The sequence below is a fragment of the Arthrobacter sp. 10T419 genome (genome assembly GCF_056394105.1).
This window is the reverse complement of record NZ_JBFTHF010000006.1, coordinates 167,930-182,397: the sequence shown is the minus strand read 5'-3', so window position 1 is coordinate 182,397 and position 14,468 is coordinate 167,930. Positions and strand designations below refer to the sequence as shown.

16 protein-coding genes are annotated in these 14,468 nt (G+C 66.9%); 11 read left to right on the top strand and 5 right to left on the bottom strand.

Going from position 1 to position 14,468, the window contains the following annotated elements; all coding sequences use genetic code 11:
• Positions 1 to 4: 4 nt before the first annotated feature.
• From AC1DBD_RS12115 to AC1DBD_RS12070, 10 genes are all read left to right on the top strand, one after another.
• Positions 5 to 946 (top strand): bifunctional methylenetetrahydrofolate dehydrogenase/methenyltetrahydrofolate cyclohydrolase, encoded by a 942-nt coding sequence (locus AC1DBD_RS12115; protein WP_476917640.1) that lies wholly within the window; start codon positions 5 to 7, stop codon positions 944 to 946.
• 173 nt (positions 947 to 1,119) lie between these two features.
• A complete protein-coding gene (locus tag AC1DBD_RS12110; protein ID WP_441418527.1) occupies positions 1,120 to 2,070 on the top strand; it encodes an ABC transporter ATP-binding protein in 951 nt (316 codons plus the stop codon).
• The gene (locus AC1DBD_RS12105) at positions 2,063 to 2,929 is read left to right on the top strand and encodes an ABC transporter permease (RefSeq protein ID WP_441418526.1); all 867 of its coding nucleotides are present in this window, start codon (positions 2,063 to 2,065) and stop codon (positions 2,927 to 2,929) included. Before AC1DBD_RS12110 ends, AC1DBD_RS12105 begins: the two co-directional genes overlap by 8 nt.
• Complete coding sequence (locus AC1DBD_RS12100; protein WP_476893272.1) at positions 2,926 to 3,786, top strand: ABC transporter permease; 861 nt, start codon at positions 2,926 to 2,928, stop codon at positions 3,784 to 3,786. The genes AC1DBD_RS12105 and AC1DBD_RS12100 overlap by 4 nt, the downstream gene beginning before the upstream one ends.
• 40 nt (positions 3,787 to 3,826) lie before the next feature.
• Positions 3,827 to 4,183, top strand: coding sequence for a VOC family protein (locus AC1DBD_RS12095; RefSeq protein ID WP_476926112.1), 357 nt, complete (start codon positions 3,827 to 3,829; stop codon positions 4,181 to 4,183).
• An 88-nt stretch (positions 4,184 to 4,271) separates the two neighbouring features.
• Positions 4,272 to 4,844 (top strand): hypothetical protein, encoded by a 573-nt coding sequence (locus tag AC1DBD_RS12090; protein WP_441418523.1) that lies wholly within the window; start codon positions 4,272 to 4,274, stop codon positions 4,842 to 4,844.
• A 10-nt stretch (positions 4,845 to 4,854) separates the two neighbouring features.
• Positions 4,855 to 5,688 (top strand): exodeoxyribonuclease III, encoded by an 834-nt coding sequence (locus AC1DBD_RS12085; RefSeq protein ID WP_476982188.1) that lies wholly within the window; start codon positions 4,855 to 4,857, stop codon positions 5,686 to 5,688.
• A gap of 16 nt (positions 5,689 to 5,704) precedes the next feature.
• Positions 5,705 to 6,826, top strand: coding sequence for a tryptophan--tRNA ligase (trpS, locus tag AC1DBD_RS12080; protein WP_476926111.1), 1,122 nt, complete (start codon positions 5,705 to 5,707; stop codon positions 6,824 to 6,826).
• Positions 6,827 to 6,830: 4 nt separating this feature from the next.
• Positions 6,831 to 7,508 (top strand): 2'-5' RNA ligase family protein, encoded by a 678-nt coding sequence (locus tag AC1DBD_RS12075; protein ID WP_441418520.1) that lies wholly within the window; start codon positions 6,831 to 6,833, stop codon positions 7,506 to 7,508.
• On the top strand, positions 7,453 to 8,616 hold the full coding sequence (locus tag AC1DBD_RS12070) for a YihY/virulence factor BrkB family protein (RefSeq protein ID WP_441418519.1): 1,164 nt from the start codon (positions 7,453 to 7,455) through the stop codon (positions 8,614 to 8,616). The genes AC1DBD_RS12075 and AC1DBD_RS12070 overlap by 56 nt, the downstream gene beginning before the upstream one ends.
• Here AC1DBD_RS12070 and AC1DBD_RS12065 read toward each other — a convergent pair.
• The 5 genes from AC1DBD_RS12065 to sdhC all read right to left on the bottom strand — a co-directional run bounded on the left by AC1DBD_RS12065 (position 8,573) and on the right by sdhC (position 12,991).
• Complete coding sequence (locus AC1DBD_RS12065) at positions 8,573 to 9,343, bottom strand: alpha/beta hydrolase family protein (protein WP_476893268.1); 771 nt, start codon at positions 9,341 to 9,343, stop codon at positions 8,573 to 8,575. The two genes, AC1DBD_RS12070 and AC1DBD_RS12065, sit on opposite strands and share 44 nt — an antisense overlap.
• A gap of 92 nt (positions 9,344 to 9,435) precedes the next feature.
• The gene (locus AC1DBD_RS12060) at positions 9,436 to 10,218 is read right to left on the bottom strand and encodes a succinate dehydrogenase iron-sulfur subunit (protein WP_476982187.1); all 783 of its coding nucleotides are present in this window, start codon (positions 10,216 to 10,218) and stop codon (positions 9,436 to 9,438) included.
• Position 10,219: 1 nt separating this feature from the next.
• Positions 10,220 to 12,019 carry a succinate dehydrogenase flavoprotein subunit gene (gene sdhA / locus AC1DBD_RS12055; protein WP_476917642.1) on the bottom strand — a complete coding sequence of 600 codons (1,800 nt, stop codon included), beginning with the start codon at positions 12,017 to 12,019 and terminating at the stop codon, positions 10,220 to 10,222.
• 123 nt (positions 12,020 to 12,142) lie between these two features.
• Complete coding sequence (locus AC1DBD_RS12050; RefSeq protein ID WP_175323591.1) at positions 12,143 to 12,607, bottom strand: succinate dehydrogenase hydrophobic membrane anchor subunit; 465 nt, start codon at positions 12,605 to 12,607, stop codon at positions 12,143 to 12,145.
• Positions 12,608 to 12,610: 3 nt separating this feature from the next.
• The gene (gene sdhC / locus AC1DBD_RS12045; RefSeq protein WP_082575171.1) at positions 12,611 to 12,991 is read right to left on the bottom strand and encodes a succinate dehydrogenase, cytochrome b556 subunit; all 381 of its coding nucleotides are present in this window, start codon (positions 12,989 to 12,991) and stop codon (positions 12,611 to 12,613) included.
• Positions 12,992 to 13,260: 269 nt separating this feature from the next.
• Between sdhC and AC1DBD_RS12040 the strand changes: the two genes are divergently transcribed.
• Positions 13,261 to 14,418: a mannose-1-phosphate guanylyltransferase gene (locus AC1DBD_RS12040; protein ID WP_441418516.1), complete on the top strand. Its 1,158-nt coding sequence runs from the start codon at positions 13,261 to 13,263 to the stop codon at positions 14,416 to 14,418.
• Positions 14,419 to 14,468 lie beyond the last annotated feature (50 nt).

The following is a 14,468-nucleotide window of genomic DNA, read 5'->3' as shown; positions in this document are numbered from 1 at the left end:
TCCGATGACCGCCACTGACTCTGTCCCCGCAGACTCCGCACCGACGCAGGCGAACACCGCCCGGGTCCTGGACGGCAAGGCGACCGCGGCCGCGATCAAGGCCGAGCTTACCGAACGCGTCGCCGCGCTGAAGACGCATGGGATCGTTCCGGGCCTCGGCACCATCCTGGTCGGCTCCGACCCGGGCAGCACCTGGTACGTGGGCGGCAAACACAAGGACTGCGCCGAGGTGGGGATCACCTCGATCCGCCGCGACCTGCCGGAAGAGACCAGCCAGGAGGAGCTGCTGGCCGTGGTGCGGGAGCTCAATGAGAACCCGGAATGCACGGGCTACATCGTCCAGCTGCCGCTGCCGGCGCACATTGACCAGGACGTCATCCTGGAGGCCATGGATCCGGAGAAAGACGCCGACGGCCTGCACCCGATGAATCTGGGCCGGCTCGTGGCAAATGTCAGCGGGCCCATGAAGTCCCCGCTGCCCTGCACGCCCAAGGGCTGCGTGGAACTCCTGACCCGGCACGGCATCGACCTCAACGGCAAACGCGTCCTCGTGGTGGGCCGCGGTGTCACGATCGGCCGCCCGGTGGGCCTCCTGCTCACCCGCAAAGACGTCAACGCCACCGTCATCCTGGCCCACACCGGCACCGTGGACCTGCCCGCCGAACTCCGGCAGGCCGACGTCGTGATCGCTGCGGCCGGCCAGCCGCACATGATCAAGGCAGAGGACCTCAAGCCCGGCGCCATCGTGCTCGACGTCGGCGTCAGCCGCGTCGACGACGGCACCGGCAAGGCCGTGGTGACCGGGGATGTCGAGCCTGCCGCGGCCGACGTCGCCGCCTGGCTGTCGCCGAACCCCGGGGGAGTGGGGCCGATGACCCGCGCCATGCTGCTGGCCAACGTGGTGGAAACCGCGGAACGCCAGCTGGCAAGCGGGCCCGCCGCCTAGGTGTACTGAGCGCGCAGGGCGCCCCCTCCTTCGGGAGCGGGCGCCCTGGCCGTTTAAGCCGGACATCACGAATTGGCAAACGTCTGGAATATTTTACGAAGAGACTCTTTCATAGTTTGCCGGGATCGACTACCGTGTTTCGGGTGTCTGAACTTGTCTCGAAAGAATCCCCTGTGAGCAGCCCCGAAGGATCCGGCTCTCCCCAGTACGTCATTACCGCCGAAAACCTCACCAAGAAGTACGGTGACATCACCGCCGTCGACGGCATCTCCTTCCGCGTGCCCGCCGGCGAAGCCTTCGGACTGCTCGGGCCCAACGGCGCCGGCAAGTCCACCACCATGAAGATGATCGGCGGCGTTTCGCAGCGCACCTCCGGCAGCCTCAGCATCATGGGCCTGGACCCGGAGCAGCACGGCCCCGAAGTCCGCGCCCACCTCGGCGTGGTGCCGCAGCAGGACAACCTGGATGAGGAACTGAAGGTCCGGGACAATCTGCTGGTCTACGGCCGCTACTTCGGCCTGCCGATGAGCTACCTCAAACCCAAGGCGGACGAGCTGCTTGAGTTCGCGCAGCTGACGGACAAGGCCAAGTCCAAGGTCGACGCGCTCTCCGGCGGCATGAAGCGCCGCCTCACGATCGCCCGTTCCCTGATCAACGAACCGCGGATCCTGCTCCTGGACGAGCCCACCACCGGGCTTGACCCGCAGGCCCGGCACATCCTCTGGGACCGGCTGTTCCGGCTCAAGGAACAGGGCGTCACCCTGATCCTCACCACCCACTACATGGACGAGGCCGAGCAGCTCTGCGACCGCCTGATCGTGGTGGACAAGGGCAAGATCATGGCCGAAGGGTCCCCGGCGAGCCTGATCCGCGAATACTCCACCCGCGAAGTCCTGGAGCTGCGCTTCGGCTCCGAGCGCAACGCCACGGTCGGCTCCGAGCTCGAAGGCATCGGCGAACGGATCGAGACCCTGCCGGACCGCGTGCTCATTTACGCCCACGACGGCGAGGCCGCCCTGGAGCAGGTGTCCGCCCGGGGACTGCACCCGGTCACCTCGCTGGTCCGCCGTTCCTCGCTGGAAGACGTCTTCCTGCGCCTGACCGGCCGGAGCCTCGTTGACTAATTCAATTAACGCCGCGGCGGGGACGACGGCACCGCCCGCCCTGCGCGCTCATTCGCCGGCCGTCTCGGCAGCCCGCGCCCGCCGCTGGGGCGCCTTCTACTACGCCGAGCAGGTCCTGCGGGTCATGAAGGGCTACGGCTGGACCATCGTCATGTACGGCGTCGGCCAGCCGGTGGCCTACCTCTTCGCCATGGGCGTGGGCCTGGCCACGCTGGTGGACACGAACTCCACGGCGGCCTTCGGCGGCGTCAGCTACCTGGCCTTCATCGCCCCCGCCCTGCTAATCTCCGCCGCCGTGATGACCGCCGCTAACGAGTTCACCTTCCCGGTGTTGGACGGCTTCAAATGGCGCCGGGTCTACTACGGTCCGCACGCCTCGCCGCTGACCCCGGAGCAGATCGCGGCCGGGCAGATCATTGCCGTCACGGTGCGGTTCGTGCTGCAGTCCGCCATCTACTTCGGCGTCGTCGCACTCTTCGGTGCGTCCCCGGGCGCCTGGGGCTGGGTCTCGATCCTGGTGGCCACGCTGGCCGGGCTGTCCTTCGGTCTGCCGCTGATGGCCTACGCGGCCACCATCAAGAACGACAGGGGCCAGTTCGCCATGGTCATGCGCTTCATTGTGATGCCACTGTTCCTTTTCTCCGGGACCTTCTTCCCACTGGACACCCTGCCCCTGGCGGTCCGCTGGATCGGCTGGATCTCGCCGATCTGGCACGGCACCGAACTGGGCCGCGTCTTCAGCTACGGCTATCAGGAAGCGCCACTGCTCACCGTGGTCCACGTCGTCTTCCTGCTCGGCCTCGCCGTTCTCGGCTGGGTCCTGACCCGGCGCCAGTTCGCCAAAAGGATGGCATCATGAGCGTGCTCGCCGGACACCGCGATCCGGGAAACCAGGCGGGCGGCCAGAGCGTCACCGACGCCGCCCGCAACCGCCGCTTCGGGCCGCTTTACTCGCGCAACGTGCGCGCCGTCGTCGCCCGCGGGCTGATGGCCACCAAGAGCAGCAACTGGATGGTCATGGTCTCCGGATTCTTCGAACCGGTGCTGTACCTGATCTCGATGGGCGTGGGGCTGGGCGCGATCGTCGGCGCGGTGCAGGGTCCCGGCGGGCAGCAGATCTCGTACGCGGCCTACATCGCCCCGGCCCTGCTGGCGGTTTCGGCGATGAACGGCGCCGTCTACGACTCCACCTGGAACGTCTTCTTCAAGATGAACTTCGCGAAGCTGTACCAGGGCATGCTCTACACCTCCCTGGGACCGATCGACGTCGCGATGGGCGAAATTTTCCTCGCCCTGCTCCGCGGACTCATGTACGCCACCGGCTTCACCGCCGTGATGGGCGTGATGGGCCTGATCACCACGCCGTGGGCCATCCTGATGATCCCGGCGTCGGTGCTGATCGCGTTCGGTTTCGCGAGCTTCGGCATGGGCATCACCAGCTTCATGAAGACCTTCCAGCAGATGGACTGGATCAACTTCGTGATGCTGCCGATGTTCCTCTTCAGCGCCACCTTCTACCCGTTGAGCGTGTACCCGCAGTGGATCCAGTGGCTGATCCAGGCGATGCCGCTGTGGCACGGGGTGGAGCTGCTGCGCCAGATCAGCGTCGGCGTGTTCACCCCCGCCACCGCGGTGCACATCGGTTACTACCTCGCCATGATCGTGCTCGGCGTGGCGTTGACCACCGGCCGGCTCCGCAAACTGTTCCTGAAGTGACACAACCGGTCGTCACAGGCCCGGCGCAAAGGAGAACCCCATGATCGGCAAATGGCACGCCCTCGTCATCGACTGCGAGCAGCCGGACACGGCCGCGACCTTCTACCAGCAGCTGCTCGGCATGGTCCGGGTGGACGAGGATGCGGACTGGATCACGATCGGCGACGCGGCCGACCGCCCCGCGCTCGCTTTCCAGCGGGTCGAGCGGCTGGTCCGGCCGCAGTGGCCGGACGCGGACCACCCGCAGCAGATGCACGTGGACGTGATGGTGGGGGACCTCGACGCCGCGGAGGACGAGGTGCTGAAGCTCGGCGCCACGAACCTGTTCGCCGGCGGAGAGTCCTTCCGGGTCTACTCGGACCCCAGCGGGCACCCGTTTTGCCTGGTGCTGTCCTGACGACGAAGTGACGGCGTAGTTCCCCCCGCGCCGTTCGCCCGGGGTGGAAGCGCAACCCCGGGTCTGGCCGGTTTGCGATAATAGGCACATGCGATCTCTGGACAACCCTTCTGCCAAGCCGTCCGCGTTCAACGCGGCCACCGGAAAATTCTCGATGTTCCGCATCGGCGGTCTCGGGATGACGGTCTTCATCATCGCGTTCCTGGTGGCCGTCATCTTCGCGGCGAACCAGAACGACGTCGTGGGCTGGGTTGTCGCGGTCATCGCCGCCTTTTGGCTCGCTCTGGCATCTTTCGTGGTGTTCAGCATCCAGCGGGCTGCCAAGAAAGCCGGCGCCAAGCTGAACGAGGCGCAGAACGCGTTCAACTCCGCGGTGGGCCGGGCGCCGTCGTCCGGCAGCGCCGACCACGGCGGCACCCGCCTTGTCGGCGACCGCCGCGGAGCGGACGAGGTCCGCGACATGAAGCTGGACCACTCCTTCAAGATTGTCCAGGTGCAGGTCCGCGTGGTGGAGCAGGAACAGGCCAAGGGCGGCGCCGCAGACCAGGACACCATCCGCCGGGCGCTGGAAACCATCGAGATCACGGCCACCAATGCACGGGACATGATCAAGTCCGCGGACGGCACCGACCAGCCGGTCCACGGAACCATCATCGACTAGAGTGGAACGGGTGAGCTCGGCATTGAAGAAGGACCACCTTCGCATCGCATCGGTTAACGTCAACGGCCTCCGCGCCGCCTACAAAAAAGGCATGGCGGAATGGCTGGCGCCGCGTGAGGTCGATATCCTCTGCCTCCAGGAAGTGCGCGCGCCTGATGCGATCGTCCACGAGCTCCTCGGCGAGGGCTGGCACATCCTGCACGCCGAGGCCGAGGCCAAAGGCCGGGCCGGCGTCGCCATTGCTTCCCGCACCGAGCCCGTCGCCACCCGTTCCGGCATCGGCGACGACTACTTCGCGACGGCTGGCCGCTGGGTGGAAGCCGACTACATTGTCCGCGACGCCGCGGGCCAGGCCTCGCAGCTGACCGTGGCCAGCGCCTACGTGCACTCCGGCGAGGCCGGCACCCCGAAGCAGGATGACAAGTTCCGTTTCCTGGACGTGCTGGCAAACCGGCTGCCGGAGCTGGCCAAGCACAGCGACCATGCCCTGGTGGTGGGCGACCTCAACGTCGGCCACACCGAGCTGGACATCAAGAACTGGAAGGGCAACGTCAAACGTGCCGGCTTCCTGCCCGAGGAGCGTGCCTACTTCGACCGCTTCTTCGGCGAGGAAATCGGCTGGAAGGATGTTCACAGGGGCCTGGCGGGTAGCGTCGACGGCCCCTACACTTGGTGGTCGCAGAGGGGACAGGCCTTCGACAACGACACCGGCTGGCGCATTGATTACCACATGGCCACGCCCGCTCTCGCCGCCGCGGCGGTGTCAGCAGTTGTTGACCGGGCGCCGTCCTGGGACACACGCTTCTCCGACCACGCCCCGCTGGTAGTGGACTACCGGCTCTAGTCTTAAGGTTCCTCCCATGACCTCTCCTTCAAACGCGTCGACTCTGGCCGGCGTCGACGCCGGCGTCGCACTGGACGCCGTCGTCTCACCCGCCGGACAGGCTCCGGCGGTTCCCGGTGCCAGGCACCGCATTCTCTCCGGCATGCAGCCCTCCGCCGACTCGTTGCACCTCGGCAACTACCTCGGTGCCCTCGTCAACTGGGTCAGGATGCAGGACGAATACGACGCCGTCTTCTTCATCCCCGACCTGCACGCCATCACGGTGCCGCAGGATCCTGCCGAGCTGGCCCACCGGACCCGCGTCACCGCCGCGCAGTACATTGCCGGCGGGGTCGACGTGGACAAGTGCACGCTCTTCGTCCAGTCCCAGGTCCCGGAACACGCCCAGCTGGCCTGGGTGCTCAACTGCATCACCGGCTTCGGCGAGGCCTCCCGGATGACCCAGTTCAAGGACAAGGCCCTGAAACAGGGCTCGGACCAGGCCAGCGTCGGACTCTTCACCTACCCGATCCTGCAGGCCGCGGACATCCTGCTCTACCAGCCGCACGGCGTGCCGGTGGGGGAGGACCAGCGCCAGCACGTGGAGCTGAGCCGCGACCTCGCGCAGCGCTTCAACTCCCGCTTCGGTGAGACCTTCACGGTGCCCCAGCCCTTCATCCAGAAGGAGTCGGCCAAGATCTACGACCTGCAGCACCCGACGGCGAAGATGTCGAAGTCCGCGGAGTCGCCGGCCGGCCTGATCAACCTGCTGGACGACCCCAAGGTGATCGCCAAGCGGATCAAATCCGCCGTGACGGACGCGGAAACCGAAATCCGCTTCGACCGCGAGAACAAGCCCGGCGTCTCCAACCTGCTGACGATCTACTCGGCCATCAGCGGGCAGAGCGTGGAGCAACTCGTCGCCGCGTATGAGGGCAAGATGTACGGCCACCTCAAGGTGGACCTCGCCGAGGTGGTCACGGAACACCTGAGCCCGATCCGGGACCGGGCGAACCAGCTGCTGGACGATCCTGCGGAGCTGGACCGGCTGCTCGCCCTGGGCGCGGACAAAGCCCGGGAGATCGCCTCGGTCACCCTCCGGGACGTCTACGCCAAGGTCGGCTTCCTGCCCTACGCCGGAGCACGGGGAGTCCACTAGCGCAATGTCCTCTGCCAGCAAAGTCACCGCCAACGACACCGGGCGCGCCGTCCACCACAGCGCACGCAAGGGTTCAGGCGCCGCACCCCACCAAAGTGCGGCGGCCGGCAACGGACAGACCCCGGATGAGGGCATCAGCATCGGCGTCATCCTCGGTTTCCCGCGGGAGATCGCCGAGGAACTGCAGCGTTGGCGGGCCTCCTTCGGGGACCCGATGGCCGCGTCCATACCGGCGCACATAACCCTGGTCACCACCACCATGACGCAGGACTGGGAAGCAACCCGCAACCACGTCCGCGAGGTGGCGCGGGGGCAGGAGCCGTTCACCGTGACGATCGCCGGCACCGGGTCCTTCCGCCCGGTATCGCCGGTGGTCTACCTGAACGTCGAGGCCGGTTTCGGCGAGTGCGTCAGGCTGCACCAGCAGCTCCAGACCGGGCCGCTGGAGCGCGAACTGCCGTTTGCCTACCACCCGCACGTCACCGTGGCCCACGACGTGGCCCCGGAAAGCCTCGACGAGGCCGAGACGGCGCTGAAGAATTACAGGGCCAGCTTCCCGGTGGCTAGCATGGGACTTTACGAGCACGACGACAACGGCATCTGGCAGCTACGGGAAGAGCTTGACTTTGGCACCGAACCTGACGACCACCGAGGCGCGGCCGGCGCAACAGGCGCCCGCTGAACCTCCGCTTCCCACCGACCTCGCCCAGCTGAGGCTGGAAGTCATCCGGAAAAGGGTGGACTGGGGCAAGGCTCGGCGCTCCGCCGGCGGAGGCCTGGCCGCGCCGCTGGCCATGGTCCAGTGGCTGCTCGCCCGGCTCAACGTGTTCCGGCCGATGCGGGCCTTCCGGCATTACAACCTGCAGCACGGCCCGCTGATGAGCGCCGGCATCGGCTTCAACATGTTCTTCTCCATCACCGGCCTGCTGGCCACCGGCTTTTCGATCGCCGGGCTGTTGCTGCGCGGCCAGCCGGCGCTGCTGGACAAGGTCGTCGGCAGCGTCGCCACCAGTGCCCCCGGACTGCTCAAGGTCGGCGGCCGGGAGGGGCTGGTGGACCCGCAGGAGCTGCTGAACCCCAGCGGCCTCGGCTGGACGGCGGTGATCGCCGCCGTCGTCACCGTGGTGACCTCGCTGGGCTGGATTGCCGGCCTGCGTGACGGCCTGCGCGGCGTGCTGCGGCTTCCCCCGCTCAAGGTCAACCCGGTCCTGTTGAAACTGCGCGACACCGGCACCCTCCTGCTGCTCGGCGTCGCCCTGGTGATCAGCGCCGGTGCCTCGCTCGTGTTCGGCACCGCCGCCGGCTGGGTGGCCGAACAGCTCCACCTGGACCCGCTGGTGGCCGGCCCGCTGACTACGTCCATCAAGATCGCGGTGCCGCTGGTTCTGGGCTGGGTGACCGCGCTGATCATGTTCCGGCTCGCCGGCGGGCTCAAACTGCAGCGCCGGGCCCTGCTGGAAGGCACCATCCTGGCCGCGGTGGGCACCAGCGTCCTGCAGATCTTCAGCGCCGAACTCCTCGCCAGCGCCGGCCGGAACCCTATCCTCGCGCCCTTCGCCATCATCATCGGCCTGCTCATCTGGTTCAACCTGGTCAGCCAGGTCTACCTCGTCTCGGCCGCGTGGTCAGCGATCCGCGAAGAGGACGTCACAACAGCCCCGTCCGCCAGGACTGCCGGCTGGGGAGCGCGCCAGGTCCAGCCCGGGAAGACGCCGGCCGAGCAGCGGGAGCGACGCCGCCCGGCGGCTAGCTTCCGGCGTCGAGGTACTGATCGGCCCACGCCGAAATAATCCTGGCGGCGCGGGCTGCCTGGCCCTTGCCGGTGAGCAGGTGATCGGAGCCCTCGAGCGAGACGAAGCTGCGCGGGTGCCGCGCGGTCTGGAAGATGCTGCTGGCATTGTCGATGCCCACCGTGTTGTCGGTGGGGGAGTGCAGCACCATCAGGGGCTTGTGCAGCCGCCGAATGCAATCGGTCAGGTCCGCGTTTTCCAGGTCCTCGACGAAATGCCGGCGGATCTCCACCCGCTTGCCGCCGAGGTCCACCTCGGCGCTGCCCTCGCTCAGGATGCGGTCCAGCGCGGCGTCAAAGACATGCGCGACGTGCTTGGGCGAGAACGGTGCCCCTACCGTGGCGACGGCGTCGAGTTCCGGGATGCTCCCGGCGGCCGCCAGCACCGCGGCCCCGCCGAACGAGTGACCCACGAGCAGCGAGACGGCGCGGCCGGAGTCGCGCATGAACTCGGCCGCCCGGACGGTGTCCGCCACCTTGTGGCTGAAGGACCCCTCGGACCAGAGCCCAGCGGACTCGCCCAGGCCGAGATTGTCGAAGCGGAGCATGCCCACCCCGTTGTCCGCCAGCGCCTTGCACATCCGTGAGGCCGAGGGGCTGTCCTTGCCCAGCGTGAAGCCGTGGGAGAACACGCCCCAGCCTTTTACCGGACCCTCGGGGAGGTCGATGACGCCGGAGAGCAGCTCGCCGGTGGAACCTTCGAAGGACACTTTTTCGGAGCGGGACACGGGGGCCCTTTCATTTAGGGGGCTTACGACGGCGGCGCCCCCACCGGAGGGTGGGAGGCGCCGTCGTCGTTGGAGCTGGTGGCAGGCGTGCGCTAGATCTTGCGGGCCAGGATGGCCTGCTTGACCTCGGCGATTGCCTGCGTGACCTGGATGCCGCGCGGGCAGGCCTCGGTGCAGTTGAAGGTGGTGCGGCAGCGCCACACGCCTTCCTTGTCGTTGAGGATCTCCAGGCGCATGTCGCCGGCGTCATCACGGGAATCGAAGATGAAGCGGTGCGCGTTGACGATCGCGGCCGGGCCGAAGTACTGGCCGTCGGTCCAGAACACCGGGCAGGACGAGGTGCACGCGGCGCACAGGATGCACTTGGTGGTGTCGTCGAACCGTTCGCGGTCCTCGGCGGACTGCAGGCGTTCCTTGGTCGGCTCGTGGCCGCGGTTGATCAGGAAGGGCATGACTTCGCGGAAGGACTGGAAGAACGGCTCCATGTCCACGATCAGGTCCTTTTCCACCGGCAAGCCCTTGATCGGCTCGACCGTGATGGGCTTGGAGGTGTCCAGGTCCTTGAGCAGGGTCTTGCAGGCGAGGCGGTTGCGGCCGTTGATGCGCATGGCATCGGAACCGCAGACGCCGTGGGCGCAGGACCGGCGGAAGGAGACGCTGCCGTCAATCTCCCACTTGACCTTGTGCAGGGCGTCCAGGACACGGTCCGTGCCGTACATGGTGACGTGGAAGTCGTCCCAGGTGGACTCGTCGGAGACCTCCGGGTTGTAGCGGCGCACCTGCAGGTGGACGTCGAAGGACGGGATGTCCCCGCCGCCGCCGACGCCGGCGGGCAGTTCGATCTTGGAGGCTGGCTCAGCGAGTTCAGCGGTCATCTTAGTACTTCCTCACCATCGGCTCGTAGCGCGTAAAGACCACCGGTTTGGTGGCAAGCCGGATGCCGGCAATCGACTCGGCGGAACCGTCCGCCGGTGCGTGGTCATCCTTGTACGCCATGGAGTGCTTCATGAATTTTTCGTCGTCGCGCTCGGGGAAGTCCTCGCGGAAGTGTCCGCCGCGGGATTCCTCGCGGTGCAGGGCCGCCACGGTCATGACCTTGGCGAGCTCCAGCAGGAAGCCCAGTTCCACGGCCTCGAGCAGGTCCAGGTTGAAGCGCTTGCCCTTGTCCTGGACGCTGATGCGCTGGTACCGCTCCTCGAAGGACGCGATGTCCTTCAGGACCTGGTTGAGCGTCTCGGCGGTGCGGAACACCTGCATGTTGGCGTCCATGGTGTCCTGCAGTTCCTTGCGGATCTGGGCCACCTTCTCGGTGCCGTCAGAGGTGCGGACGTGCTCCAGCAGGTTCAGCGTGTAGGCCTCGGGATCCGCGGGCAGTTCCACGAAGTCCGCGGTCTTGGCGTATTCGGCGGCGGCGATGCCCGCGCGCTTGCCGAAGACGTTGATGTCCAGCAGCGAGTTGGTGCCCAGCCGGTTGGAACCGTGCACCGAGACGCAGGCAACCTCGCCCGCCGCGTAGAGACCCGGGACGACGGTGTCGTTGTCCTGCAGGACCTCGGCGCTGATGTTGGTGGGGATGCCGCCCATGGCGTAGTGCGCCGTCGGGAAGACCGGAACCGGCTCCGTGTACGGCTCCACACCCAGGTAGGTGCGGGCAAACTCGGTGATGTCCGGGAGCTTGGCGTCGATGTGCGCCGGCTCGAGGTGCGTCAGGTCGAGCAGGACGTAGTCCTTGTTCGGGCCGCAGCCGCGGCCTTCACGGACTTCGTTGGCCATGGAGCGGGCCACGATGTCGCGCGGGGCGAGGTCCTTGATGGTGGGTGCATAGCGCTCCATGAAGCGCTCACCCTCGGAGTTGCGCAGGATCGCGCCTTCGCCGCGGGCGGCCTCGGAGAGCAGGATGCCCAGGCCGGCCAGGCCGGTTGGGTGGAACTGGAAGAACTCCATGTCCTCCAGCGGGATGCCGCGGCGGAACGCGATGCCCATGCCGTCACCGGTGAGGGTGTGGGCGTTGGAGGTGGTCTTGAAGACCTTGCCGGCGCCGCCGGAGGCGAACACCACGGACTTGGCCTGGAAGACGTGCAGTTCGCCGGAGGCGAGGTCGTAGGACACGACGCCGGCAACGCGCTTCTGCTTGTACGCCGTGCCGTCCTCGCGGACTGCGTCTTCCTCGACGGTGAGCAGGTCGAGGACGTAGTACTCGTTGTAGAACTCGACGTTGTGCTTGACGCAGTTTTGGTACAGCGTCTGCAGGATCATGTGGCCGGTGCGGTCCGCGGCGTAGCAGGCACGGCGGACCGGAGCCTTGCCGTGGTCGCGGGTGTGGCCGCCGAAGCGGCGCTGGTCGATCCGGCCCTCGGGCGTGCGGTTGAACGGCAGGCCCATCTTCTCAAGGTCCAGGACGGCGTCGATCGCTTCCTTCGCCATGACCTCGGCGGCGTCCTGGTCCACCAGGTAGTCGCCGCCCTTGATGGTGTCGAAGGTGTGCCACTCCCAGTTGTCTTCCTCGACATTGGCCAGGGCTGCACACATGCCGCCTTGTGCCGCGCCGGTGTGGGAGCGCGTGGGGTAAAGCTTGGTCAGTACTGCTGTTCGCGCACGCTGACCGGATTCGATCGCGGCGCGCATGCCAGCGCCACCGGCACCGACAATGACGACGTCGTACTTATGGACCTGCATACCAGATGCTCTTTCTCTCAAAATTCGCTGTAAAACACCGCCGGCGGAGCCTGCGCAGTGAAGTCTCGTGATCCCTGTGTCCCGCGCGGGCAGGCAAGGATCAGCGCCCGGAGGCCCGGGCCGCTACGGAGCGGGGCAGAACCCGCCGGGCAGCTGCACGCCGTCGACCACTGGGCACGGGTTGAAGGTGAAGATCACCAGCGTGCCGAGGATGATGATGGCTGCGGCCGCGGCGTAGAGCACGATCTTCAGCCAGAGACGCGTCGCGTCCTTTTCGGCGTAGTCGTTGATGATGGTGCGCACGCCGTTGGTGCCGTGCAGCATGGCGAGCCACAGCATGGCCAGGTCCCAGACCTGCCAGAACGGGTCGGCCCACTTGCCGGCCACGAAGCCGAAGTCGATCGCGTGGATGCCTTCGCCCACCAGCAGGTTGACGGTCAGGTGGCCGAAGATGAGGACCACGAGGACGACGCCGGAAAGCCGCATGAAGAGCCATGCCAGCATTTCGAAGTTGCCCTTGGACGAACCGCTGCGGCGGTACTGCGGCGCAATCTTGCCGCTGCGCGGACTCTGAATGGTTGCACTCATGGCTTAGTGACCTCCGAGGGCGAGGGACAGGTGGCGGATGGAGAAGCCCACCATGACGACGACCCAGAGGGCCAGGACCGTCCACAGCATCTGGCGCTGGTACTTCGCGCCCTTCTTCCAGAAGTCGACGGCGATGATCCGCAGGCCGTTGAAGGCGTGGAATACGATCGCTGCGACGAGGCCCGTTTCACCCAGGGCCATAAGGGGGTTCTTGTAGGCACCGATCACGGCGGTGTAGGCCTCGGGGGACACACGCACCAATGAGGTGTCCAGCACGTGGACCAACAAGAAGAAAAAGATCACTACACCGGTAACGCGGTGTCCAACCCAGGACCACATGCCTTCACGGCCGCGGTACAAGGTGCCAGCTGGTTTTGTCGGCACTGAATAAACCTCCCTGCAACACAGCGGCGCTGGCATGGGATCCACGCGGGGGGAACGCCTGCTGCGAGAGCACTCGTAAGCTCAAGCCTAAATCTAGGCTTCGCCCTCAGCTTATTCAATTCAGCGGATCGATGGTGACGGCGCTCGGCGCGGTTTTTGACCGCTTTTGAGACGAACGCCACATTCGCTTGCGCCGCCGTCGACTCCGTTTGCGTGCGTTGCGTGCCAACTCCGGGGTGTGCGGGCGGCGTTCCGCTAAAGTAGCCGTGATGACTACAGACAATATGGCCAGCCATGACTCACCCCAGGACGCTGCGGCGGACTCCCCGCTGCGGCGTTTCATCGCGGTGATTCCGGCAGGCGGTGTGGGGACCCGGCTCTGGCCGCTGTCCCGGGCCGCCGCCCCCAAATTCCTGCACGATCTCACCGGATCCGGCAGCACGTTGCTGCGCGCCACCTACGACCGGCTGGAACCCCTCGCCGGCAGCCGCGTACTGGTCGTCACCGGAACGGCGCACCGCGAGGCCGTGTGCCGCCAACTGCCCGAGGTGCGCGAGGCGGACCTGGTGCTGGAGAGCGAGCCCAAGGACTCGGGTGCGGCCATCGGCCTCGCCGCGGCGATCCTGTTCGAGCGCGATCCGGAAACGATCATGGGTTCCTTCGCCGCGGATCAGGTCATCAGCCCCGACGCACTGTTCCAGGACGCGGTCCGTGAGGCCATCCACACGGCGGCCGCCGGCAAGATCGTCACCATTGGCATCAAGCCCACGCACCCGTCCACCGGCTTTGGCTACATCCGCGCCGGCGACAAGTTGAGTGTGCCCGGCGCCCCGAGCGCCCACACAGTCGTCGAATTCGTCGAGAAGCCCAGCGAGGAAGTCGCCCAGCAGTACGTGGACAGCGGCGAGTACGTCTGGAACGCGGGCATGTTCGTCGCGCCGGTCTCGCTCATGCTCAAGCACCTGGAGGCCAACCAGCCGGAACTCTTCGCGGGCCTGCAGGAGATTGCCAAGGCCTGGGACACCCCGCTGCGCGACGAGGTCACCTCCCGCGTCTGGCCAACCCTGCCCAAGATCGCCATCGACTACGCGGTCGCCGAGCCCGCCGCGGCAGCCGGGGACGTCGCCGTCGTGCCCGGCACCTTCCGCTGGGACGACGTCGGGGACTTCGCCTCCGTGGGCCGGCTCAACAGTGCCAAGGAGGTCGACGACGTCACCGTGATCGGCGAGGGTGCCCGGGTCTTCACTGAGAACTCGAGCGGCGTGGTGGTCTCCGACACCAAGCGTGTGATCGCCCTGATCGGCATCGAGGATGTGGTGATCGTGGACACCCCCGATGCCCTGCTCGTGATGACGAAGGCGCATTCGCAGCGGGTCAAGGCCGCCGTGGACGCGCTCAAGGCCAGCGGCGACACGGACGTCCTCTAGTCTTCTTCAGCTAAGCGGGACTGTCCTGCCGTAACCGTCCGACAGCGATG

What these genes read in the sequence shown, in the direction of transcription:
- AC1DBD_RS12060 (WP_476982187.1), bottom strand. Translation starts at nt 10,218, where the DNA reads ATGACCGCTGAACTCGCTGAGCCAGCCTCCAAGATCGAACTGCCCGCC.
- sdhA (WP_476917642.1), bottom strand. Translation starts at nt 12,019, where the DNA reads ATGCAGGTCCATAAGTACGACGTCGTCATTGTCGGTGCCGGTGGCGCT.
- AC1DBD_RS12115 (WP_476917640.1), top strand. Translation starts at nt 5, where the DNA reads ATGACCGCCACTGACTCTGTCCCCGCAGACTCCGCACCGACGCAGGCG.
- AC1DBD_RS12050 (WP_175323591.1), bottom strand. Translation starts at nt 12,607, where the DNA reads ATGAGTGCAACCATTCAGAGTCCGCGCAGCGGCAAGATTGCGCCGCAG.
- trpS (WP_476926111.1), top strand. Translation starts at nt 5,705, where the DNA reads ATGACCTCTCCTTCAAACGCGTCGACTCTGGCCGGCGTCGACGCCGGC.
- AC1DBD_RS12090 (WP_441418523.1), top strand. Translation starts at nt 4,272, where the DNA reads ATGCGATCTCTGGACAACCCTTCTGCCAAGCCGTCCGCGTTCAACGCG.
- AC1DBD_RS12040 (WP_441418516.1), top strand. Translation starts at nt 13,261, where the DNA reads ATGACTACAGACAATATGGCCAGCCATGACTCACCCCAGGACGCTGCG.
- AC1DBD_RS12095 (WP_476926112.1), top strand. Translation starts at nt 3,827, where the DNA reads ATGATCGGCAAATGGCACGCCCTCGTCATCGACTGCGAGCAGCCGGAC.
- AC1DBD_RS12100 (WP_476893272.1), top strand. Translation starts at nt 2,926, where the DNA reads ATGAGCGTGCTCGCCGGACACCGCGATCCGGGAAACCAGGCGGGCGGC.
- AC1DBD_RS12075 (WP_441418520.1), top strand. Translation starts at nt 6,831, where the DNA reads ATGTCCTCTGCCAGCAAAGTCACCGCCAACGACACCGGGCGCGCCGTC.